Below are 20,416 nucleotides of genomic sequence, written 5' to 3'. Positions count from 1 at the left end.
ACAGGAACTGGTCAGGATGCCTGTGCAGGCGATTGCCACCAACAGTGGTCGCAGTGACTTCCTCACGAACGCAGCCGGTAACCGGTTTTAAAGATGTACCAGACGGCCAGCATGCAAGCGGTGAGGAACACCAGGGTCATGCCGACACTGATGCCGATGTGCACGTCTGAAACCCCGTAAAACGCCCAGCGGAAGCCGCTGATCAGATAGACCACCGGGTTGAACAGGCTGATGGTCTGCCAGATCGACGGCAGCATGTCGATGGAGTAGAAAGTACCGCCCAGGAATACCAGCGGCGTGACAATCATCATGGGTACGATCTGCAACTTCTCAAAGCCGTCCGCCCAGATGCCGATGATGAAGCCAAACAGGCTGAAGGTGACCGACGTCAGTACCAGGAACGCCACCATCCAGAACGGGTGCAACACCTCGTAATCAACAAACAATCGAGCGGTGGCAAGGATGATCAGGCCGAGGATGACGGACTTGGTCGCGGCAGCGCCCACGTAACCCAGCACCACCTCAATGTAAGAGACCGGCGCCGACAGCACCTCGTAGATCGTGCCCGAGAATTTGGGCATGTAGATCCCGAAGGACGCATTAGAAATACTCTGCATCAGCAGTGACAACATTACCAGGCCGGGAATGATGTAAGCGCCGTAGCTGATGTTGTCGATATCGCCCATGCGCGATCCGATGGCGGAACCGAACACCACAAAATAGAGGCAGGTCGAGATCACCGGGGACAGCACGCTCTGCATCACCGTGCGTTTCATGCGGGCCATTTCAAAGTTGTAGATTGCGCGAACGCCGTAAAAATTCATGCCTTTCTCCAGTGGGGCCGCGGGCCTTATTCGTGCACCAGGCCAACGAAAATCTCTTCCAGGGAGCTCTCTCGTGTTTGCAGATCGCGGTAGTCGATGCCCAGATCTCCGAGGGTGCGAAGCAGGCGAGCGACGCCGGCTTGCTCTTGCTGGGAGTCGAAGGTGTAGATCAGCTCGTAGCCGTCCTCGGACAGTTCGATGGGCTCCAGTGTCAGTTCACCCGGCATCTTGTCGAGCTTGCTCTGCAGCTGCAGGCGCAACTCTTTCTTGCCAAGTTTGCTCATCAACTGGTCTTTCCCTTCCACCAGAATAATCTGGCCTTCGCGAATCACCCCGATCCGGTCCGCCATTTCTTCCGCTTCTTCGATGTAGTGGGTGGTGAGAATGATGGTGACGCCATTTTCCCGGAGCTTCCGCACCATTTCCCACATGTCGCGACGCAGCTCGACATCGACACCCGCGGTGGGCTCATCGAGGAAAAGGATTTGAGGCTCGTGGGACAGGGCCTTGGCAATCATGACCCGGCGCTTCATGCCACCGGACAACGACATAATCCGGTTGTTGCGTTTGTCCCAGAGGGACAGGTCTTTCAACACCTTTTCGATGTGCTCTGGCTTCGGTGCTTTGCCAAAAAGGCCCCGGCTGAAAGAAACGGCATTCCATACCGTCTCAAACGAGTCGGTGTTCAGTTCCTGCGGCACCAGACCAATGGACTGACGAGCCTTGCGGTACTGGCGCACAATGTCGTGTCCGGCAGCTTCGACCTTACCTTCGGAGAGGTTGGTGATACCGCAGATGATACTGATGAGAGTGGTCTTGCCAGCGCCATTCGGGCCGAGAAGGGCGAAGATTTCGCCGCGTCTGATTTCCAGATTAATGTCTTTCAGCGCCTGGAAGCCGTCGCCATAAACCTTGCTGAGGTGCTGTACGGAAATGTCCGGTTGCACGGGCGTGTCCTGTCTTGAAGTGGGCCAGAAATAGAAGCGCGATATTTTCTCATGACTAACACAGGTTTAGAAAGCTTTGCCTGACAACGGATAAGCTCCATAATGCCGCTGTCTGCAGATGAGGTACGGGTATGTTACGAGCAGTTCTGGTGGTGGGATTGATGCTGACGCTGTTAATTGCAGCGGTTTTTGGGCCTCGTCTGTTGAAGACCGTGGAGCCGGAAGCCGGCACCGGTGCCAAAACCGAGTGTGATCTGGATACCAGTGCTTGCTCCTGGTCCGATCTTGATGGCAACTGGCACGTGGCATTGAAGCCGCTGACGGATCAGGATGCGGACTACGAGTTGACTGTGACCGGGGTGGAAGCCCCAGACCGACTGCTTGCAGTTCTGCAGGGCGATTCCATGTACATGGGTGAATACCCGGTTCCACTTCGCCGCCAGGGCGACGGTCGTTATGTTGCGCGCTTCAGCGCCCCTCTGTGCAGCACCGGAAGCGATATGCGCTGGCGCCTGAATCTCCAGCGAGGGCAGACCAGTATCGATACGGCTCCCTTCCACATGGTGTTTCAGGCACACACTCTGTGAAAGACCGCAAAACCTGAACCCCGCATTGCTGACAAGCCCCCACGAATGTGTAGACTCCAGTAATCTTGTCGCCAACATCAGGGAAGACGCCATGGATTACGGAGATAGTGTCCAGAAAGTATTGCTGCGGAAAATTCGCAAAGCAGAGCAGGATCTCATTCAATTGAAACTGGACTACTGCCGGTTTGTTTTTGGCCTAACCCATCGCGCTCGCGTTGTTTCCGACGATGGCGTTTACCTGGTGCGCTCGGTTGATGTTGAAACCATGAAGCCTACCGAAGAGGGCGCTTTTACCAAACCTGCAATCGCTGGAACTCCAGTCCATTCACCGGATACTCCGGAGCCCACCCAGCTTGGCACTCAATGGACATTGGAAGCAGCGCCCAAGCATGCAGCAATTAAATAAACGCATTGGCGGTAACGGCTTCATAGAGACTGTGTTGTGACGCCACATAGTGAGACTCCTGCCAGAACTTGGCCCCATCGAGACCCTCCCGAAAGCACGCCAGACCCGCGCTACTGTTCGTTAATGTTGCGATGGCCTGAAGTGCCTGTGATTGCTTCAGACCTGTCTTTCGGCTGGCGATGTGAGCCACGATGCCGGCCAGTGAGTCAGAATGGCGAAGAGTGCGGTCACACAGTGTACAGGCGGCCCCGTACAGCCACGCAGCCGCATATGCCCGAACGGCAAAAGATGACTCGGCCAAGTCGAGACCGCGGATCCGACAATCCCGCTCTTGCAGGCCAGCAAGAATGTGAAGTTGGGTAAACAATTCGGTTCGATCGGGGGCAGATGCCGGAGGCATTAAGCCGGAAGTGGATGGGTCAGCAAGTCCGGGCATCTCCATTCGGCTGCTTTGAAGCCCATCCATTGGGGCAGAGCGAACCAGCGCCACCATTCGAAAGGCCATCAATAGCACCAACGCTACCAATCCAACCTGCGTCACTAAAATCAGCCCGTCTGTCATAACATCCGAATCCAAGCATTAAGAAGATAAGCAGATTGTAACGGAATGTAATCGGGCGCCAGAGCTAACGGATTGGCAGAATGCGCCAAAACCGCGGGGGTTATCTTCGAATTGTGATTGGAGTCCCACTCCGCATGCCATGCTTTCCGAGCGGGTCAGTGTCAGTTCCTTTTACAAGAATCGAGCGTTGCAAGGAATGTAACTCCTGATTAACAGCTATGCGTCGATTATTTTTACAGGTGCCAATCGTCCACTTAAAAAAACTGAGAAATATCCAGCGCCTACGGTCTCTGGCATGGTTCTGGCTAACTGTAAACTTGTAGCCAAACCATTCGTGAGAGTGGGACGGAAAGCCGCGGGTCTCCAGGAGACAGCCGGGCTGCGCCGAACGAGTTCCAAGCCTCCCCGGAGAAGGTCGATGAAACTATTTAAAACGGCACTTGGTTTCGTGTTTGCAGCAGTAGCAGGCGCCGCTCTAGCCACACCTCAATACCATGGCACTACAACAGCGAGCGGTGATCTCACGTTGAGCCACGGAGCGGGTTACTACATCTGGAATGACCTGCACAATAGTCGTGACTGGTTTGTTCGCTGGGCAGCTCCGGGAGTCAGCGATTCGGACGGCACGGTAGAGTGGTTCGGACACCTCCAATTCGGAAACTCGATGCTTGGCACCGTCGAAGAGTTCGGTTTCGAAACCTCCGGTACTCACTTGGACACCCTCAGCAGCATGAGCTTCGGGACTTCCGACTTCATTGTCTGGGAGGCTGCTACTAACGACAGTGGTGGTGTCGACGGCTTTAACTTTACGCTGACGGGCCATACTGAGTTGCTGCAGTTTGCACTCGGTTCCAGCATCTATTCCGGACTTGCTCCGGCGCTGGCAGATCCGGGTGTAACTTCTACCGGGATTTTCATTGGCGACGGCTACGCCTCGACCAATACTCTGGTTTTGGAAGGTTCCGATGGCATCTATCAGCAGTTTGAAATTTCTGTGGCTGAACCGTCGACACTGGCTCTTTTAGGGTTGGGTTTGGTGGGCTTTGGCGTGTTGCGAAGAAAAAAGAAATCCTAACAGGTTGGCATAGTCTGAAGGGCCAGCTTCCGCCTTATGAAGCGGCCCAAAATATCCACACCGATGTTCAGCAGCGCTGTAATAACGATTAGCACCATGGCCCGGTCGAACTGGATGTTTTGGATGGCGCTGTCAACATAGAAGCCGAGGGTGTAGATCCCCAGAATGCCCAGAATTGCGGTTTCCCGCATGATGATTTCCCACCGGTAGAACAGGAACGCCAGGAACGCGCGGTACACACGTGGCACCAGCTCGTAGGTGTAGCGGTTGAAACCAATCACCGCATCGGGTCGAAGCTGTATTGCGCTGGATTGCCGACCGATCAAATGCCCGATGATTCCGCCATTATGCAGGGCCAGGGCGATTACTGCCGGCAACATTGATGGCCCCCAGAGCTGCAAGAGAATGTAGGCGAGAATGTACTCTGGGGTAGAGCGGGCTATGACAAGAAATATGTGCCCGCCAGTTCGGCGCGCCGGCCCTCCAAAGTGGCTGGATATCAGCGGAAAGGTCAGCAAGGCAATCAATCCCGTCGCCACCAGGGCAATCTGGGTCAACACCAGCGTGTTCCAGATGCCTGGCGCTGCTTCAGTAACCATAACATCCCCGAACCACGGCATCAGGCCAGCGAGTCCCTCACCGTTCCGGAGGGGTGACGGGATAATATCCTGGGTGAAGAAGCGCTCGACATTGCCCCAGACGATGGGCAAGCCATCACCGAGAAAAAAGGGTGCGCCGAGGATGTAGACCGGCAGCAGCTTGGGCTTCACCCAAAGCGGCATCGTCGCGATCAGAACATAAAACAGAATCAGCATGGCCCCGGCTTCGGAGTAATGTCCTTGGGAAAAAGCGGATTCCAGGAAAAAGCCCAGGGTTGGAAGCCCGACAAAGCCCAGAATCGCGCTAGACCGCAAACCGCACTCGAGCCGATAGGCCGTGTAAGTTCTTAGCTGAACCCAGCAGTCCGGAATGCGGGTGTACAGGAAGGCCGATACCCTGCCAGTTCCTGGCGGCAACAAGCGGCCTGGGGTTGGGTCGGCCTCTTCGAAGATCTCGGAATACACCTTTGCAAAAATACCGGCGTAAGGGATGGCAATGGCCAGTACACCGGTGAGTGGGTGAAAGCCAAAGAATTGCAGAAAAATCAGAGCCCAGAAAAGTTCGTGAATGGCGCGGATGAACGCGCAGAACGTGCGCACCACCGGGCTGCGATACACCAGTGACAAAACGAAACCACACAGGCTGCCCAGCGCCACCCCCACGAAGGCGAAGGCCACTGTGCGCAACAAAGCCACTGCGACACCTTCAGAGCTGAAAAAGTCCGGAGTGACAACGCCCATGAAAAATCGACCCAGGTCTTTCCAGGGGTTGGCGGCCGTAATCGCAATATCAGCAAACAACAGCGCGACCAGAGCAATGGCAACAAACAGAAAACTGACTCGAACCGTGGGTGAGGAGAACATGGGAGGCGTCAGTATAGTGGGGTGATGTCGGCGGGAGTCAGTCGCTCGCTGTATTCATCAAGAGCGATCTGGCCGTCCTGAATGCCAACGATGCGGGTACAGTATTGAAGAGCCAACTCAACGTCGTGCAAAGCCACAACACTGGTGGGAAATCGCTTGCTCATCAGCTTCATAACCAAGTGAGACATGGGGCCATCCAGTGCCGACACAGGCTCATCGGCCAATAGCATGTCTGCTTTGCGAAACACCGCCCTGGCGATAGCGACCCTTTGCCGTTGCCCGCCGGACAGGGAAGCGGTCGGCACCCAGATTTTTTCCGGCATGGAAAGATCTTTGAGCAGTGCGCGCACGGCGGCTGAGTCCTTGGAAAACGGGCGCATCAGGGTTAGCGTGTTGTACCAGGTTGGGTGGGCGTCAAGCTGCCCCATATACACGTTGTGAAAAACTGGCAGGGCATTGACCAGTCCAAGGTCTTGTGGAACCAGGGAAGAGGTGCGGCCAACCTGCTGATGAATCAGGCTGATCAGCGTCGACTTGCCAGCGCCGCTCTTGCCGACCAGCGCAACTCGCTCTCCTTTTTTCACTTGGAGCGAAAGCGGACCAATCACCCGCTCTCCTCCAAACGAGGCCGTTAGCCCTGATAGATCAAATCCCGACATTAATCGATGATTCCGATCTGCTTTCCTACCACTTCAATCGGCTTGTAGGCATCATTGGAAACCGGAATAAAACCAGAACGCGGGAAGCTATTGAGCAGCTCCTCATCCTTCATGTTCAATAGCGCCTGCTGAACGCGATCGGTAAAGCCGTCGCCAAACCGCTCGTCCGCGTCACCGCGAATGCTCCATTGGTAATTGGGGTAACTGGGTGTCGTCCAGATGACTTTAACCGCATCGGTGTCCACGTTGCCGGCTTTGGTCTCTTTGTCCCAGACCGAAAAATTGATGGCGCCCACTTCATAAGTGCCTGCCTCAACCAGACGCAGGGTGCGGGTATGGTTACCACTGAAACCAACCCGTGAAAACACGTCGTCCGGTGCTTCGTTGAAAGCTTCGCGGATGTAGTATTCGGGGATCAGACGGCCGGAGGTTGACCCTTTTGAGCCAAACGTGAAGGTCTTCCCACGCAACTCCTCGGGCAAATCTTCTGATTCGTCGAGGCCGGTACTTTTGTGGGCGATGATGTGAGAATAAAACGCCTCGTCTTCAACACCCTGTGCAATCGCTTCAGAGCCGGGTACCAGCGAGCGTGCCTGTACACCAGACAGGCCGCCAAACCAGGCCAGCTGCACCTGATTGTTACGGAACGCAGACACGGCTGCGGCATAGGATTTCACCGGGATGTATCGAACATCGACATCCAGGTTCTCAGACAGGTAATCGGCGATACCACGGAAACGCTCAACAAGCTTGGTTTCATCTTCGTCAGGAATCGCTGTGAATACTAGGGTCTGGGCTGAAACAGCGGCCGAACAAGCGAACATCATGACACTTGCGGCGGCAAATTTCCGTATCATATTCAGAGCCATTTGAGGGTCCTTTCTTTCCGGGGATGGTTCGTTCTTTTGAGTTGTAAGCTGCCGAAAATACTGGCTTCATCAGCATACCGTGATTTACTACGTCTCGGAACAGCTATACGATTGCAGTCCAGAAAAAGTGCAACCTGACGGGGAAAATTATCGTCGCAGGCAAACCAGCAGGAATTCAGCCGCCATGCACATCACTCTGATCACACCTGCGCCCTCAGGTTCACGGGCTGGCAACCGGGCGACAGCGGATCGCTGGGCATCACTGCTAGAAAATGCCGGGCATCACGTCAGTGTTGTCACTGAGTACGAAGGCGCGCCCTGCGACCTTTTCATCGCGCTGCACGCCTGGCGCAGCCACGATGCCATTCAGACCTTTCGTAAATCCTGGCCGGAAACGCCGCTGGTTCTGGTACTGACCGGCACGGACATCTACCGGCATCAACAGGAATACCCGCTGCCTACCCGGGCATCCATGGCGGCCGCCGATGTGCTGATTGGCTTGCACGCGCTGGTTTCGGAGGACATCCCTGAAGAGTTCGCCGGCAAACTTCTTACCCTTTATCAATCCGCCAATGAGATCCCGCCCGTCACCAACAAAGCGGCTGCGATCGAAACGTTCGATGTTTGCGTGATCGGGCATCTGAGGGAAGAAAAGGATTCGCTGCGGGCGGCGATGGCTGCCCGGTTGCTGCCGGATAAATCGAGGGTGCGTATTCTCAATGCTGGCAAGCCCCACAATCAAGAATGGCAAGCTTTAGCAGAGCAGGAGATGGCGGCGAACTCGCGTTTCCAGTGGCTTGGTGAACTCGACAAGCCCAGCACCCAGAACCTGATGGCGCAGTGCCAGTTGATGGTGATGAGTTCGGTGATGGAAGGCGGTGCGAATGTAATATCGGAGGCCTGTCGGGCAGGGCTGCCGATATTAGCCTCAGACATTTCTGGTAATCGGGGGTTGCTGGGCAATGACTATGAGGGTTATTACCCGGCTAAGGACCAAGCGGCTCTGGCCAAATTACTGCAGAAAGCAGAATCCGATCCGGAATTCCTGAAGTGTCTGACAGAGCAGGTGAGTGAGCTCGCCCCTCGGTTCACACCAGAAAATGAACAAAGATCATTGGAGCAGGCACTGGAAATGGCTCTCCAGCGCCGCTCCAATCTGAGCGGCTAGGCTAGGGGCTCCAAACCCAATCGATCAATCCTTGAGCGAAATAGGTTCGATGGCGCCTTGCATGTCCTGGGCTGTAACCCGACCGATGATGGCCGTGTGCGGGTAGCCCAGTGCTTTCAGCTCGTGCACGCAAGCCTCAGCCTGATCCGCCGCCACACTGGCAAGCAGACCACCGGCCGTCTGTGGATCAAAGATCAGGGGGTACCTCGGATGATTTACCCACTTTTCCTGATCTCGGATACCGCGACGCAAGCGGATGTTTGCCGGCTGCAGCGAACTGAGAATGCCTGCGGCCGCTGTTTCCTCGGCACCCGGCAAAACCGGGATGGCAGACAAATCCAGTTCGGCATCGACGCCAGAAGGCCGAGTCATCTCTACCAGGTGGCCGAGCAACCCAAAGCCAGTCACATCGGTACAGGCCTTTGAGCCATAGCGCCTGAGGCACTCAGCACCGGCTTTATTGGACTGGATCATGGAGCTCAGGGCGCTATCAATCCAGCGACCCCTGGCGGCCAATTTGGCGTGGGCTGCGAACAGAGTTCCGGTGCCAATCGGTTTGGTCAGAATCAACACGTCACCGGCACGCAGGCCGCCTTTGCTCATGACTTCGTCAGGATCGATCAGTCCGTTTACCGCAAAGCCCAGAGCCAGCTCTTTGCCTTCGCCGGTGTGACCACCGACCAGGGCACAACCCGCTTCGTTCAGAACCTCGACGGCGCCAGACATCATCTGGTAAACGACATCTTCAACCTTGGACTCAATCCCGTAGGGCACGGTAGCAACGGCAGTGGCACTTTGAGCCTCTGCACCCATGGCGAATACATCACCCAGGGCGTGGTTGGCTGCAACTCTGCCAAACACGTAGGGGTCGTCGATAAACGCCCGGAAAAAATCCACCGTATGGACCACAGCCTTCCCCGGCGGAACCTCCAGCACGGCGGCATCATCGGGCGAATGCAGCCCGATGATGATGTCATCCCGATCGATAGGGCGGAGCTCGCCAAGAGCGCGGGAAAGAACCGTACTACCGACCTTGGCACCACAGCCACCGCAACGCATGGCCACCGCCGAAATTGCCTGAGAGGCTTCTTCCGAATTCTGGGCCGCAGCCGTATCGGGCAGTTTGGCGTTTTCTTCCATCTCTGGAAGATCGTTGAACTTCTTCATGAAGCGACGGTCGATCCAGTCTTTCCAGCGCCAGACCGCTGCGCCATCCACTTCGAAATTTCCCCGGGAGGCGATGGCGTACTTGTCGCCGGTGCTGATCAGCGCCAGCCAGTTTTTCTGGGGCTGGAAATCCTTGGGCGCCTTGCCGAGAGTCAGCCGCTTGAGGTTGTCGGCAAGGGGCGGGCCCTGACGAACCGCAAACACGCCAGCCTTTTCGCGCGGGTGATTGAGAACATTGGCAATATCGCCGGCAGCAAAGATGCTGTCGTCGTTTTCTGCCTGAAGAGTATCTCGAACCCGGATAAACAGACCGTCGTCCAGAGCGAGGCCGGTGTCCTTCAGCCACTCAGGCCCGCCGGCCCGGGTAACCCACAAAACTTCATCAACCTGCAGCGACTCGCCGGATTCGGTTTGCAGCAGGCCTTCCTGAACTTTTTGCACCGGCGAACCGAGGTGAACTTTCACCTTGCGTTCAGCCAGGGTTTTCTCAAACACGGCTCGCACTTTCGGGTTGTGCGTGGGCAGGATCTGATCGGCAGCATCGAAAAGATGAAAATGGAGCTGATCCGGATCCTTGCCCCGCTGCTTGAGTTCGCGGGTTAGTCGGAACTGCATGGCCAGCGTTAACTCCACGCCACCGGCTCCGGCGCCCACCACACCCACGGTCAGCGGGCCCTCGTGATTTTCAATTCGTGAGAGCAGGGCAAGCCAACGGTTGTTGAACCCGGTGATGGGTTTAACCGGAACAGCATGCTCCGAAGCGCCTTCCACCTCATTTACGCGAGGGGAGGAACCAATGTTGATCGAAAGAAGATCATACGGAACATCTGGCCGCCCACGGCACAGTACCCGCTTGTTCTCCCGATCAATACCGATCGCTTCAGCCCGATAGAATCGAGCGCCTGCGAATTCCGCAAGCTTGCTGAGATCGATATGAACATCGTCGTAGCTGTAGTGTCCGGCAACGTAGCCGGGCAACATACCGGAGTAGGGGGTGTGGGTGTCACGGCAGATGAGGGTCAGGCGCACGCCGGGTACCGGGTTCATCGCGAACCGTTTAAGTACCCCGACGTGGCTGTGCCCGCCGCCAATCAGGACTATATCCCGTAATACAGGCTGGTCAGGCGTGCGCATCAGATAATTTTCTTAGCTTCGGTACTGAACTGCGCAAATCCTTTGACGCTGGAGAAAGCCTTCAGTTTTTCCTGATCGGCGGCGGAGGGGTTAGCAATCTGATCGATGGAGGTAATACCTGCGTCCTTCATTTTTTTCGCGGTCGCCGGGCCGATGCCTTTGACCAACGTGAGGTCACTCTTGTTTACCGGCTTGGCTGCCTTATTAGCCGCCGGCTTCTTTGCTGCAGGCTTCGTGGCCGCAGACTTTTTGGCAGCTGGTTTCTTTGCTGCGGGCTTCTTAGTTGCAGACTTCTTGGCAGTTGACTTGGATCCCGGAGTCTTCATCGCCGCCGAGGTGGCTTTACTGGTCGCGGACTTGGCTTGTTTCTTGGCCTGCTCGGCCTGTTTCTTGACGTCTTCGGCGGCATCTTTGGAGGCGACACCAAGACGCTCAAGAATACTGTTTTGCAGCTCATGGAATTCGTTCAGGCGGCGCTCAAACTCCTCATTGAAACGCTTCATCTCGCGATCGCGAAGCTCGTCGACTTCTTTGAGAAGCTTCCGTACCGGATCCTGAACTTGTTGCTGCAGGCTATCAAACTGCTTCAACGCATCATTGACCAGCCCCTCGATCTGAGAGGACGTTTTTTCGAACTCCTGGTTTACCTTTTTGACAATTTTGTCAACGCTAGGTTTGGCCTTCTTTGCCATGAAATGTCTCCTTGGGGATGAGGGCATTACGAACAACGGGGATTAGGCCATTTGCCGAAAACCGGAAATAGACCCGGGCGAACGCCTCGACTTCAGAGACTGTTTTTTCGAGAGAACTTCCCGAATTCGCCGCAGTTTCTCCGCGAGGGGAGAGTCGTTATCTGAATCGAACTCAACAAAATCAATTGAATAGTAGAAGTTACTACAGTGCTTCCTTCGCTCGGTTACCAGGCCGGTCACGCCCTCCGCACGAAGCTTGTCGAACGGCATATCCATCACCAGATCCAGAACGATGGTGTCGCCTGGATTAAACATTTTGTCGGTTTTCATCACGCACCCGTACGCATCCAGCTCATAAAGAGCGGCTTCAACCAACTCCTTTCGGAACAGGCCCTGCCTGATTCGAAACTGTGCGATAAGGTCCGGTAGTGCTTCAGTCATTAACATGGTCTCGAGTGATTTCCGTATCGGCCTTAGCCTGCCTTCCCTAAGGCAGCTTGATATTGATTAAACGATAGCCACTGAATTGCAGTTTAGCAACGCTATCAGTGTCCTACGAACAGGGTTTGAGGCAGTTATTGAACTCATAACTGCCTTAACCCAAGCCTATTACTTCTTTTTCAGATCGTACATGTCAACACGGCGATCCTTCAGATTCGTTACTGAGCCCTCATTTCGGACCAGTTTGAGCTTTTCCAGATCCATGTCCGAGAACATGATCATTTCAGTGTTTGGCGTTGTTTCTGCCATCACCGCGTCATGGGGAAACGCAAAATCAGAGGGCGAGAATACGGACGATTGCGCGTATTGGACGTCGAGGTTTTCAACTTTTGGCAAATTTCCCACGCTGCCGGTGATCACAACGTAGCATTCGTTCTCAATGGCTCGGGCCTGGGCACAGTGACGTACCCGCAGGTAACCATTCTTGGTGTCGGTCCAGAACGGAACCATGATGATGTCGACGTCCTCACTTGAGGCAATCCGACCCAGTTCCGGGAACTCAATGTCGTAGCAGATCATGATCGCAACGCGGCCTGCGTCGGTTTCGAACACTTCAAAGTCGCTGCCGCCTTCGATAACCCAGTCCCGGCGCTCGTGCGGGGTAATGTGGATTTTGCGTTGCTCATCCACCCGGCCGTCGCGATGGCACAGGTAAGACACGTTGTAGACCCGGTCATTTTCCAGCAGTGGCATAGAGCCGGTGATGATGTTGATGTTGTAACTAACTGCCATCTCGGACATCTCATCGCGGAACTGCTCGGTGAACCCGGCCAGGAAGCGGATGGCCCGGGTCTGATCCATCTGATCGGTCAGCCCCATGAGCGGCGCGTTGAAGAATTCCGGGAATAGGGCGAAGTCACTTTTGTAATCGGAGAGTGCGTCCACGAAGTACTCAACCTGTTTGAGCACCTCTTCGACCGATGTAAATTCGCGCATTTGCCACTGAACCGCGCCTAATCGCACCTGGGTCTTCTTGACGTTCAGAACTGACGAAGGCGGCGTGTATAGAATGTTCCGCCATTCCAGCAGCGTGGCATAACCCAGTGACTTCTCATCTTCGGGCAGGTATTTGTGCATCAGCCGCGTGACCTGGAAGTCGTTAGACAGCTGGAAGCTCAGAATCGGGTCGTAGATCTCTTTGCGATCTACTCGCTGGATATACTCTGCCGGGGTGTATTGGTCTGCGTACTTGTAATAACTCGGTATACGACCGCCCGCGAGAATGGCTCGCAGGTTCATGGACCGGCACAGTTCCTTTCGCGCCTCGTAAAGACGGCGACCAAGACGGTACCCGCGAAATTCCGGATGAATGAAAACATCCAGGCCATACAGAGAGTCACCGTTAGCGTTGTGCCAGATCTTTTCGTTCCGAAGGATCAGGTCGTCGTAGGTATGCGGGTTGCTGAAGCGCTCGTATTTCACGCTCACGGTCAGCGCAACCGCAATCAATTGGCCATTGTCCTCAATGCAGATCTGGCCATCAGGAAACTGCTCCACCAGTGCCTTAATAGTCTCTTTAGGCCAGGCCCCGCCAATGTCGTCGTAGATACGATCCATCAGGACCTGGAGCTGGTCATAGTCGTCAAGCGTCAGGTTTCGGAGATTGAGGTGCAGTTCTTCGTGGGCCATTCAGATCGGCTCCCGCCAGTGAGATGAAGCTGTGGACATGCAGCTGCTTGAGCAGCGAAACAGCAAAAGTTTATCAGAAGCAGCTAAAGAGTTCGCAATTTAGGTCGAAACAACACTTAACAGAGATTAGCTACTCGAACGTGTATCTTTCTACGCCTTCGATTTCTAAAAAAAACATTTTTTGAGGACACCACCGTGAACCTGAGCTTCGGTCAAAAGCTTCTGGCTGCCTTCAGCATTTTGCTGCTACTTGCGATGGGCGCCTTTACACTTTCTGGCGATCTCCGCCTTCAAAAAACCACGTCCACGTACGTTGATGCATTGATCGACGATGCCGTGGCCCAAAGTACGTCGAGTATTGCCCAGTGGCTCAATACCCGTCTGGAAATGACGGAGTCTGCGGCGCTGTCACTCGAACGGGTTGAGGACGATGAGCAGGCAAGAACCCTTCTGCAGGCCATTACCGCAGGTGGTGGGTTCCGGGACGTGTATGTGGGCCGTAACGACGGCTACATGCTGATGAAAACGGAAAAAGACACTGCGTCCCTGCCGGCCGATTACGATCCGCGGGTTCGACCCTGGTACAAGAAAGCCATGAGCATGGGCCAGGCGTCCTTTACCGAGCCGTACCGCGATGCCGCCACCAGTGACACCATCATTTCCACTCTGGCGCCGGTTGAGCGTGGTGCTTACAAGGGCGTTGCCGGCGGAGATATTGGCCTGGGCGACATCGAAAAAACACTGGAGACCGTGACCCTGGCGAACACGGGCTATGCGGCATTGATCAACGCCAAAGGTATTGTGCTGTTTCACCCCAACCAGGCACTGATCGGGAAAAACATCAAGACCCTGATCGGCAAAGCCCCGAGCCTCGATGGACGCGCTCACCAATACCAGGACGATGACGCGTCCTGGGAAGCCAGCTTTCACGCGATCGAAGATGCCCGTGGCGTCGATTGGTATCTAGGCACCTTCGTCAACCAGGACCTGATCAGTGCGCCGGTTCAAAGCGCCCGCATGACCGGGTTGTTGATGGCCGTTATCGGCTTGGTGATCTCCCTTGTTGTGTTGCACTTTGGCATAAAGGTATTGATGGCGCCCTTACGTCGCCTGAACACCGCAATGGCCGACATTGGTACTGGCGATGCCGATCTCACCCAGAGACTCGACACCCGCGCCAGTGATGAATTTGGTCAACTGGCGAAGAGCTTTAACCGCTTTGTCGAAAACATTCAGACCGTGGTTCGTGATGTTCAGCGCGGCAGCGAGGAGCTGGGCAGCAACGTACGCTCACTGCGCGAGACCGCCAGCACCAGCCGTTCCAGCGTTGAGCAGCAGCAGTCGGAGATCGACATGGTGGCGACCGCCATCAATGAAATGTCCGCTGCAGCTGGTGAAATCGCGCAGAATGCCCAGCAAACCGCCGATGCCGCCAATACCGCCGATAACGACAGTCGCGCTTCGCTGGAAACCGTTGCAGCATCTCGGGACGCGGTACAAAAGCTGTCTAAAGAAGTTAACTCCGCGGCGGAAGTCATCAACGCCCTGGGCAAGGATGTTTCATCCATTACCACGGTGCTGGAAGTGATTCAGGGCATTGCCGAACAAACCAATTTGCTGGCGCTGAACGCAGCCATTGAAGCGGCGCGGGCTGGTGAGGCAGGGCGCGGCTTTGCCGTGGTTGCCGATGAGGTCCGGAACCTGGCTCAGAGAACCCAATCGAGCACCGAAGAAATCAATAACATGATTGAGCGTCTGCAAAAGGGTGCCAACAATGCGGTTACCGTGATGAATGCCTCCACGGCGGTCTCGAATGTCAGCATGGAAAAAGCGCAGGACGCCATGGAGGCGCTGAATCGCATTGCCGAGGCCATTACCTCCATTAATCAGATGACGTCTCAGATTGCGACCGCATCGGAGGAGCAGACCTCGGTCACCGAAGAGCTGAATTCGTCCATTACGCGCATTGCCGACCAAGGGCAGGAAGCGGCCGCGGCGGCTAGCGAAAACGACGTTTACAGTGGGCAGATCGAAAGCATTGGCCACACGCTGAACCAGAATGCGTCACGGTTCCGAGTGTAATAGGCACCTGGAAGCCAATTGTGCGAAGATTAGTCAATCTCCCTAACAGAGCACGAAAATGGCACTAATTGACACAATTATTGGCGCAACTGGGCAATGGGTTGCGCACTCAGACTCCCATGCCACCCTGGCCAATCCTTTGGCATGGCTCCGTAAGACCGGTGGCTATGCCGCCGTGAACCGGATTATCGGCCTGTCGATTCCGTTTGCCACCCGTAATCGATTCAGTGTGGAGGAGTTGCGGCCGGGCTATGTGAAGGCCCGAATTCGCCTGAAGGGCAACAAGAACCACTTTGGCAGTTTGTATGCCGGCGCCTATTTCCTGGTTGCGGAAATACCCGGTGGCGTGCTGACGCTGTTTGATTTAGGCCCCTCTTATACGCCGATTCTGAAGGAGATGACCCTACAGTTTCTGCAGCCGGCTAACTCTGATGTCACCGTGGAGTTCTCACTTACACCGGAAATGGTCGAGGGTATTCTGGCGGACGCCGATGCTACCGGCCGGGCCAAGTTCACTCTTGAAGGCCAGCTGCATGATCAGGAAGGCAACCACGTTGCCAACTCAATCGCCCATTACCGGGTTCGAAAGCAGGGCTTCAAAGCTGAGGGCGAATAAGCCTTTCGAAATGAGTTGTTAGCGGGGAATGGTAAGTGGAGCGCTTAGGAGCGCTCCAGGCCAGACAGGGTTTCAAGGAAAATGGCGCCGTACTTCTCCAGCTTGGCGGCGCCGACGCCGCTAACTTCTGCCAACTCGTCCAGGGATCGGGGTTTGCGCTCCAGCATGTCGAACAGAGTGGCGTCGTGGAAGATGACATAGGGCGGAACCCCTTGTTTGTCGGCAAGCTCCTTGCGACATGCCCGCAGGGCATCCCAACCCGCCTGATCAGTAATCTGATCGCGAATGGCTGCGCCACTGCGGCTGCCTTGGCCTCTCGACGAGGTTTTCTTAACCACCGGATCCTTGCGCAGCTCAACCGGCTGTTTGCCTTGCAGCAGCGGGCGACAGGTCTCCGTTAATTGCAGGGCTCCGTAGCCCTCGGGGTCCGCCCGCAAATAGCCGTTGGCAACCAGCTGCCGGAATACCGACTTCCACTCGTTCACTGACAACTCGGTACCAATCCCGTAGGTGGACACTGCCTGGTGGCCCGACTGCAGGATTCGTTCGTTTTCCGATCCCCGAAGCACATCAATCAGATAGGTGACACCGAAGCGCTGGCCCGTTCGAAAAACACAGGACAACGCCTTCTGAACCGCGACGGTTCCATCCCAGGTTTCCGGTGGGTTCAGGCAGGTATCGCAATTGCCGCAGGGCTCATCCTGGGTGTCCCCGAAATAACGCAGCAACACCTCGCGCCGGCACCGGGTGACTTCGCACAGGCCAAGCATGGCGTCGAGCTTCTGCCGTTCTACCCGCTTGAACTGATCGTTGCCCTGTGACGCTTCCAGCATCTGGCGCAGCTTGATGACATCCTGCAGGCCATAGACCATCCACGCGGTTGAGAGTTTGCCGTCCCGGCCGGCACGACCGGTTTCCTGGTAGTAGGCCTCGAGGCTCTTGGGCAGATCGAGGTGGGCCACAAACCGAACGTCAGGCTTGTCTATACCCATCCCGAACGCAATGGTGGCCACAATAATGACACCGTCTTCGCGCAGGAATCGCTCCTGATGGAGGGCTCGTGTCTCAGACGGCAGGCCGGCGTGGTACGGCAGAGCGGTATAGCCTTTGTCGGCCAGCATGCGCGCCGTTGCATCCACCTTGTTGCGAGACATGCAGTAAACGATTCCGCACTCGCCATCATGTTCTGCTTTAATAAAATCCAGTAATTGCTTGTTTGCATTGATTTTAGGTGCAATTCGGTACTGGATGTTCGGGCGGTCAAAGCCGCTAACAAAGTGCCGAGCTTCGGTGAGGGACAGCCGCTCGGCAATCTCCTTACGGGTGCGCTCGTCGGCGGTGGCGGTCAGGGCGATGCGTGGAACCGTCGGAAATTCGTTGGCCAGCATACTCAGCTGAAGGTAGTCAGACCTGAAATCATGGCCCCACTGGGATACACAGTGAGCTTCGTCGATGGCGAACAGAGAGATCGATGCGTCGTGCAACAGATCAATGGTACGTGGCTGGATTAATCGCTCGGGCGCGCAATACAGCAAATCGAGTTCGCCCGTTGCCAACGCGTATTCGGTAGCCCGTGCCTGCTCCATGTCCATGGTGGAGTTCAGGAACGCCGCGTTCACGCCCAGCTCCTTCAGCGCTGCAACCTGATCCTGCATCAAGGCTATCAACGGCGAGATGACCACGGCGGTACCGGGCCGAACCAGGGCCGGCACCTGGTAACACAGGGATTTACCACCCCCGGTTGGCATCAGCACCAGGGCATCACGGCCATCGACCACTTCCCGGATGATGTCGCCCTGCAACGGCCGGAAGGTTTCGTACCCGAATACCTCGTGGAGCACCTGTTCGGGATCCCTGCGGGAGGTGGTAGGGCGCTCTGTGCTCAGTTCTTCGAAGTTCTGATCAAAATGCATAAGGTAACCGGTTAACCGACGTGTTTGCCGGCAGGATTGCAGGGTCAAATTGCGTGGGCGCGAATGATACCAGATTCACCGACAGATTCATTGGTGAGGGTGGCGAAACCCCATAGTAGGGGATGGAGGCAAAAAAGCGTGAGAAACGCTACAATACCGCGTTTTTGAATCACCGTTTAGCGGAATTCTGTGACAGACACCGATAATAACAGGGCTTCCATGCAGGAATTTGATGCCATCCGTCCGTATTCGGACGAAGAGACCGGCCCGGCCATTCAGCGCCTGGTAAACGATCAGGAATTTCTCGACATGGTCGGCCGGTTCAAATCGCCGACACTAGCCCGTTGGGCCCCGGCAGTGCTCAGAGTGTTCATTCGCCGCTGGCTGGCAAACCATTTTGGCCATTACCACCGGGTTGATGATCTGCAAGCCAGCTTGTCTTCCTATGTCGGGGAACTGGTAGACGGCACCACATCACGGGTTACTGCCAGTGGCCTCGAAAACCTGGACAAAAACAGCGCGCACCTGTTCATCTCCAACCACCGGGATATCGTCTTCGACCCGATGGTGGTGAACTACCTGCTGTTCCAGAACGGCTTTCACACCACTCGCATCGCCATTGGTGACAACCTGCTCGCCAACCGCGTGTTTGCGGAAATGATGCGACTGAACAAAAGCTTTGTGGTTCGTCGCAACATGACGAGCCCGCGGGAAATGCGGGACGCTTATCTAACGCTGTCTGGTTTTATTAACCACAGCATCGATACCAACAACAGCATCTGGATTGCACAGCGGGAAGGTCGGGCCAAAGACGGCCTCGATTTTACCGATCCCGCCATCATCAAGATGTTCTACATGAGCCGCAAAAAGAGCGGGCTCAGTTTTGCAGAGGCCATGAACCGGCTGCACGTGGTTCCTGTCTCCATCGCCTATGAGTACGACCCTTGCGACGAAGACAAGGCCCGAGAGCTGGAAGCGCGCGCCCGCACTGGCAACTACACCAAGGCCGAAGGTGAAGACACCGATCAGATCATGAAGGGCCTGACCGGCTTCAAGGGCCATGTGCACGTTCATTTTGGCAAGCCCATTCAAAACGCCCCGGACGACGCCAAGGCAATGTCTGCGCTGATTGATCGGGAAATGCACGCCAACTACCACCTGCATGCTTCCAACCTGGTCGCGTACCATGCCCGTGGTGTTCACCCCGATGCCCACGCCACACCTGACACCGTCAGCGATACCGTGGTGACGGCCGAAGCCTGGTCACCGGCGGAAATGGAAGCTGCCGAGGCCGAAATGGATCGGCGCCTGGACGCCTGTGATCCGGCCATCCGTCCGTACTTGCTGGATATGTACGCCAACCCGGTAGTGACGGCACTGGAAGCGAATTCAGACGAACCGAATCCGGAATAATCCGAATCATCTATTTACCGACGTCAACGAGGTGTTGAGTGCAGGATCTTGATTACATTGAACTGGAAACCGCTCCGAATCCGACAGCTGCGGTCATCTGGCTGCACGGCCTGGGCGCGAGCGGGCACGATTTCGAGCCGGTAGTACCGGAGCTGGGCCTGCCTGAAGGCGCGGCTGTACGCTTTATCTTTCCCCATGCCCCGGAGTTGCCGGTGACTATCAACGGCGGCATGCGTATGCCCGCCTGGTACGACATCAAGGCTATGGATATAGATCGCGTGGTGGATACCGAGCAGCTGATGGCATCCGCCGATGCCGTGGGTAAATTGGTGGATCGCGAGATTGAGCGCGGCATTCCGTCTGAAAAAATCGTTATCGCGGGTTTCTCCCAGGGCGGCGCCGTGGCTTACGAGCTGGGCCTGAGTTACCCGAGCCGCCTGGCCGGTGTGCTGGCACTGTCCACTTACTTTGCCACCGCCAAAACGGTGAAACCGTCGAGCGCCAATGCCGGGATACCCATCTCTGTTTATCACGGGACCTTTGATCCCATGGTGCCGGAATCACTGGGGGTACAAAGCGTTGAGGCTCTGAAGTCTCTGGGCTTTGCACCGGATTACCAGACCTTCCCGATGGAACACAGTGTTTGTCTGGAAGAAGTGGTCGATATCGGCCGTTTCATCCAAAAGCACGCACTTTGAAGTTCGCCAGC

Annotated in this window: 19 protein-coding genes and 1 riboswitch; of the genes, 8 read left to right on the top strand and 11 right to left on the bottom strand. The window is 55.7% G+C overall.

Features of this window, described 5'->3' with window-relative positions; genetic code table 11:
* Positions 1–62 precede the first annotated feature (62 nt).
* Both QUE89_RS08735 and QUE89_RS08730 read right to left on the bottom strand, forming a co-directional pair.
* A complete protein-coding gene (locus QUE89_RS08735) occupies positions 63–824 on the bottom strand; it encodes an ABC transporter permease (protein ID WP_286219721.1) in 762 nt (253 codons plus the stop codon).
* Positions 825–850: 26 nt separating this feature from the next.
* A complete protein-coding gene (locus QUE89_RS08730) occupies positions 851–1,771 on the bottom strand; it encodes an ABC transporter ATP-binding protein (protein WP_286219720.1) in 921 nt (306 codons plus the stop codon).
* Positions 1,772–1,902: 131 nt separating this feature from the next.
* Here QUE89_RS08730 and QUE89_RS08725 point away from each other — a divergent pair, with 131 nt between their 5' ends.
* Positions 1,903–2,358 carry a hypothetical protein gene (locus QUE89_RS08725; protein WP_286219719.1) on the top strand — a complete coding sequence of 152 codons (456 nt, stop codon included), beginning with the start codon at positions 1,903–1,905 and terminating at the stop codon, positions 2,356–2,358.
* Between the two features lie 91 nt (positions 2,359–2,449).
* The gene (locus tag QUE89_RS08720; RefSeq protein WP_286219718.1) at positions 2,450–2,764 is read left to right on the top strand and encodes a hypothetical protein; all 315 of its coding nucleotides are present in this window, start codon (positions 2,450–2,452) and stop codon (positions 2,762–2,764) included.
* Here QUE89_RS08720 and QUE89_RS08715 read toward each other — a convergent pair.
* A complete protein-coding gene (locus QUE89_RS08715) occupies positions 2,757–3,326 on the bottom strand; it encodes a hypothetical protein (protein ID WP_286222799.1) in 570 nt (189 codons plus the stop codon). The genes QUE89_RS08720 and QUE89_RS08715 overlap by 8 nt on opposite strands.
* 312 nt (positions 3,327–3,638) lie before the next feature.
* A riboswitch (cyclic di-GMP riboswitch) is annotated at positions 3,639–3,713 on the top strand.
* A 31-nt stretch (positions 3,714–3,744) separates the two neighbouring features.
* Here QUE89_RS08715 and QUE89_RS08710 point away from each other — a divergent pair.
* A complete protein-coding gene (locus tag QUE89_RS08710; protein WP_286222798.1) occupies positions 3,745–4,401 on the top strand; it encodes a PEP-CTERM sorting domain-containing protein in 657 nt (218 codons plus the stop codon).
* On the opposite strand, the gene QUE89_RS08705 is transcribed toward QUE89_RS08710, so the two are convergent.
* The 3 genes from QUE89_RS08705 to QUE89_RS08695 are packed head-to-tail and all read right to left on the bottom strand — an operon-like array spanning position 4,398 to position 7,392.
* Positions 4,398–5,864: a PhnE/PtxC family ABC transporter permease gene (locus QUE89_RS08705; protein WP_286222797.1), complete on the bottom strand. Its 1,467-nt coding sequence runs from the start codon at positions 5,862–5,864 to the stop codon at positions 4,398–4,400. The two genes, QUE89_RS08710 and QUE89_RS08705, sit on opposite strands and share 4 nt — an antisense overlap.
* 8 nt (positions 5,865–5,872) lie before the next feature.
* Positions 5,873–6,523, bottom strand: coding sequence for an ATP-binding cassette domain-containing protein (locus tag QUE89_RS08700; RefSeq protein ID WP_286222796.1), 651 nt, complete (start codon positions 6,521–6,523; stop codon positions 5,873–5,875).
* On the bottom strand, positions 6,523–7,392 hold the full coding sequence (locus QUE89_RS08695) for a putative selenate ABC transporter substrate-binding protein (RefSeq protein WP_286222795.1): 870 nt from the start codon (positions 7,390–7,392) through the stop codon (positions 6,523–6,525). Before QUE89_RS08695 ends, QUE89_RS08700 begins: the two co-directional genes overlap by 1 nt.
* A gap of 184 nt (positions 7,393–7,576) precedes the next feature.
* Here QUE89_RS08695 and senB point away from each other — a divergent pair, with 184 nt between their 5' ends.
* Positions 7,577–8,560, top strand: a complete 984-nt coding sequence (gene senB / locus QUE89_RS08690; RefSeq protein WP_286222794.1) for a selenoneine biosynthesis selenosugar synthase SenB — start codon at positions 7,577–7,579, stop codon at positions 8,558–8,560.
* A 24-nt stretch (positions 8,561–8,584) separates the two neighbouring features.
* Here the strand turns inward: senB and selD are convergent, their stop codons facing one another.
* The 4 genes from selD to QUE89_RS08670 all read right to left on the bottom strand — a co-directional run bounded on the left by selD (position 8,585) and on the right by QUE89_RS08670 (position 13,683).
* Positions 8,585–10,861, bottom strand: coding sequence for a selenide, water dikinase SelD (gene selD / locus QUE89_RS08685; protein WP_286222793.1), 2,277 nt, complete (start codon positions 10,859–10,861; stop codon positions 8,585–8,587).
* Positions 10,861–11,553, bottom strand: a complete 693-nt coding sequence (locus QUE89_RS08680) for a helix-hairpin-helix domain-containing protein (protein ID WP_286222792.1) — start codon at positions 11,551–11,553, stop codon at positions 10,861–10,863. The genes selD and QUE89_RS08680 overlap by 1 nt, the downstream gene beginning before the upstream one ends.
* A 42-nt stretch (positions 11,554–11,595) precedes the next feature.
* The gene (locus QUE89_RS08675) at positions 11,596–11,994 is read right to left on the bottom strand and encodes a hypothetical protein (RefSeq protein WP_203300794.1); all 399 of its coding nucleotides are present in this window, start codon (positions 11,992–11,994) and stop codon (positions 11,596–11,598) included.
* Positions 11,995–12,162: 168 nt separating this feature from the next.
* A complete protein-coding gene (locus QUE89_RS08670; RefSeq protein WP_286222791.1) occupies positions 12,163–13,683 on the bottom strand; it encodes a GNAT family N-acetyltransferase in 1,521 nt (506 codons plus the stop codon).
* 195 nt (positions 13,684–13,878) lie between these two features.
* Here QUE89_RS08670 and QUE89_RS08665 point away from each other — a divergent pair, with 195 nt between their 5' ends.
* Both QUE89_RS08665 and QUE89_RS08660 read left to right on the top strand, forming a co-directional pair.
* Positions 13,879–15,765 (top strand): methyl-accepting chemotaxis protein, encoded by a 1,887-nt coding sequence (locus tag QUE89_RS08665; RefSeq protein WP_286222790.1) that lies wholly within the window; start codon positions 13,879–13,881, stop codon positions 15,763–15,765.
* Positions 15,766–15,823: 58 nt separating this feature from the next.
* Entirely contained in the window at positions 15,824–16,381 is a 558-nt protein-coding gene (locus QUE89_RS08660; protein WP_286222789.1) for a YiiD C-terminal domain-containing protein, read from the top strand.
* 44 nt (positions 16,382–16,425) lie between these two features.
* Here QUE89_RS08660 and recQ read toward each other — a convergent pair whose 3' ends face one another.
* A complete protein-coding gene (gene recQ, locus QUE89_RS08655) occupies positions 16,426–18,294 on the bottom strand; it encodes a DNA helicase RecQ (RefSeq protein ID WP_286222788.1) in 1,869 nt (622 codons plus the stop codon).
* A 219-nt stretch (positions 18,295–18,513) separates the two neighbouring features.
* On the opposite strand from recQ, the gene QUE89_RS08650 reads away from it, so the two are divergent.
* Both QUE89_RS08650 and QUE89_RS08645 read left to right on the top strand, forming a co-directional pair.
* Positions 18,514–19,707, top strand: coding sequence for a 1-acyl-sn-glycerol-3-phosphate acyltransferase (locus QUE89_RS08650; protein WP_286222850.1), 1,194 nt, complete (start codon positions 18,514–18,516; stop codon positions 19,705–19,707).
* A gap of 38 nt (positions 19,708–19,745) precedes the next feature.
* Entirely contained in the window at positions 19,746–20,405 is a 660-nt protein-coding gene (locus tag QUE89_RS08645; RefSeq protein WP_286222787.1) for an alpha/beta hydrolase, read from the top strand.
* Positions 20,406–20,416: the final 11 nt, after the last annotated feature.

This window comes from Marinobacter sp. LA51 (assembly GCF_030297175.1).
Classification (GTDB): Bacteria; Pseudomonadota; Gammaproteobacteria; order Pseudomonadales; family Oleiphilaceae; genus Marinobacter; species Marinobacter apostichopi.
This window is presented reverse-complemented; position numbering and strand designations above follow the sequence as displayed.

Coding starts and splice junctions, on each gene's coding strand:
- QUE89_RS08735 (WP_286219721.1), bottom strand. CDS start 824: ATGAATTTTTACGGCGTTCGCGCAATCTACAACTTTGAAATGGCCCGC.
- QUE89_RS08725 (WP_286219719.1), top strand. CDS start 1,903: ATGTTACGAGCAGTTCTGGTGGTGGGATTGATGCTGACGCTGTTAATT.
- QUE89_RS08720 (WP_286219718.1), top strand. CDS start 2,450: ATGGATTACGGAGATAGTGTCCAGAAAGTATTGCTGCGGAAAATTCGC.
- QUE89_RS08715 (WP_286222799.1), bottom strand. CDS start 3,326: ATGACAGACGGGCTGATTTTAGTGACGCAGGTTGGATTGGTAGCGTTG.
- QUE89_RS08710 (WP_286222798.1), top strand. CDS start 3,745: ATGAAACTATTTAAAACGGCACTTGGTTTCGTGTTTGCAGCAGTAGCA.
- QUE89_RS08705 (WP_286222797.1), bottom strand. CDS start 5,864: ATGTTCTCCTCACCCACGGTTCGAGTCAGTTTTCTGTTTGTTGCCATT.
- QUE89_RS08700 (WP_286222796.1), bottom strand. CDS start 6,523: ATGTCGGGATTTGATCTATCAGGGCTAACGGCCTCGTTTGGAGGAGAG.
- QUE89_RS08695 (WP_286222795.1), bottom strand. CDS start 7,392: ATGGCTCTGAATATGATACGGAAATTTGCCGCCGCAAGTGTCATGATG.
- senB (WP_286222794.1), top strand. CDS start 7,577: ATGCACATCACTCTGATCACACCTGCGCCCTCAGGTTCACGGGCTGGC.
- selD (WP_286222793.1), bottom strand. CDS start 10,861: ATGCGCACGCCTGACCAGCCTGTATTACGGGATATAGTCCTGATTGGC.
- QUE89_RS08680 (WP_286222792.1), bottom strand. CDS start 11,553: ATGGCAAAGAAGGCCAAACCTAGCGTTGACAAAATTGTCAAAAAGGTA.
- QUE89_RS08675 (WP_203300794.1), bottom strand. CDS start 11,994: ATGACTGAAGCACTACCGGACCTTATCGCACAGTTTCGAATCAGGCAG.
- QUE89_RS08670 (WP_286222791.1), bottom strand. CDS start 13,683: ATGGCCCACGAAGAACTGCACCTCAATCTCCGAAACCTGACGCTTGAC.
- QUE89_RS08660 (WP_286222789.1), top strand. CDS start 15,824: ATGGCACTAATTGACACAATTATTGGCGCAACTGGGCAATGGGTTGCG.
- recQ (WP_286222788.1), bottom strand. CDS start 18,294: ATGCATTTTGATCAGAACTTCGAAGAACTGAGCACAGAGCGCCCTACC.
- QUE89_RS08650 (WP_286222850.1), top strand. CDS start 18,514: ATGCAGGAATTTGATGCCATCCGTCCGTATTCGGACGAAGAGACCGGC.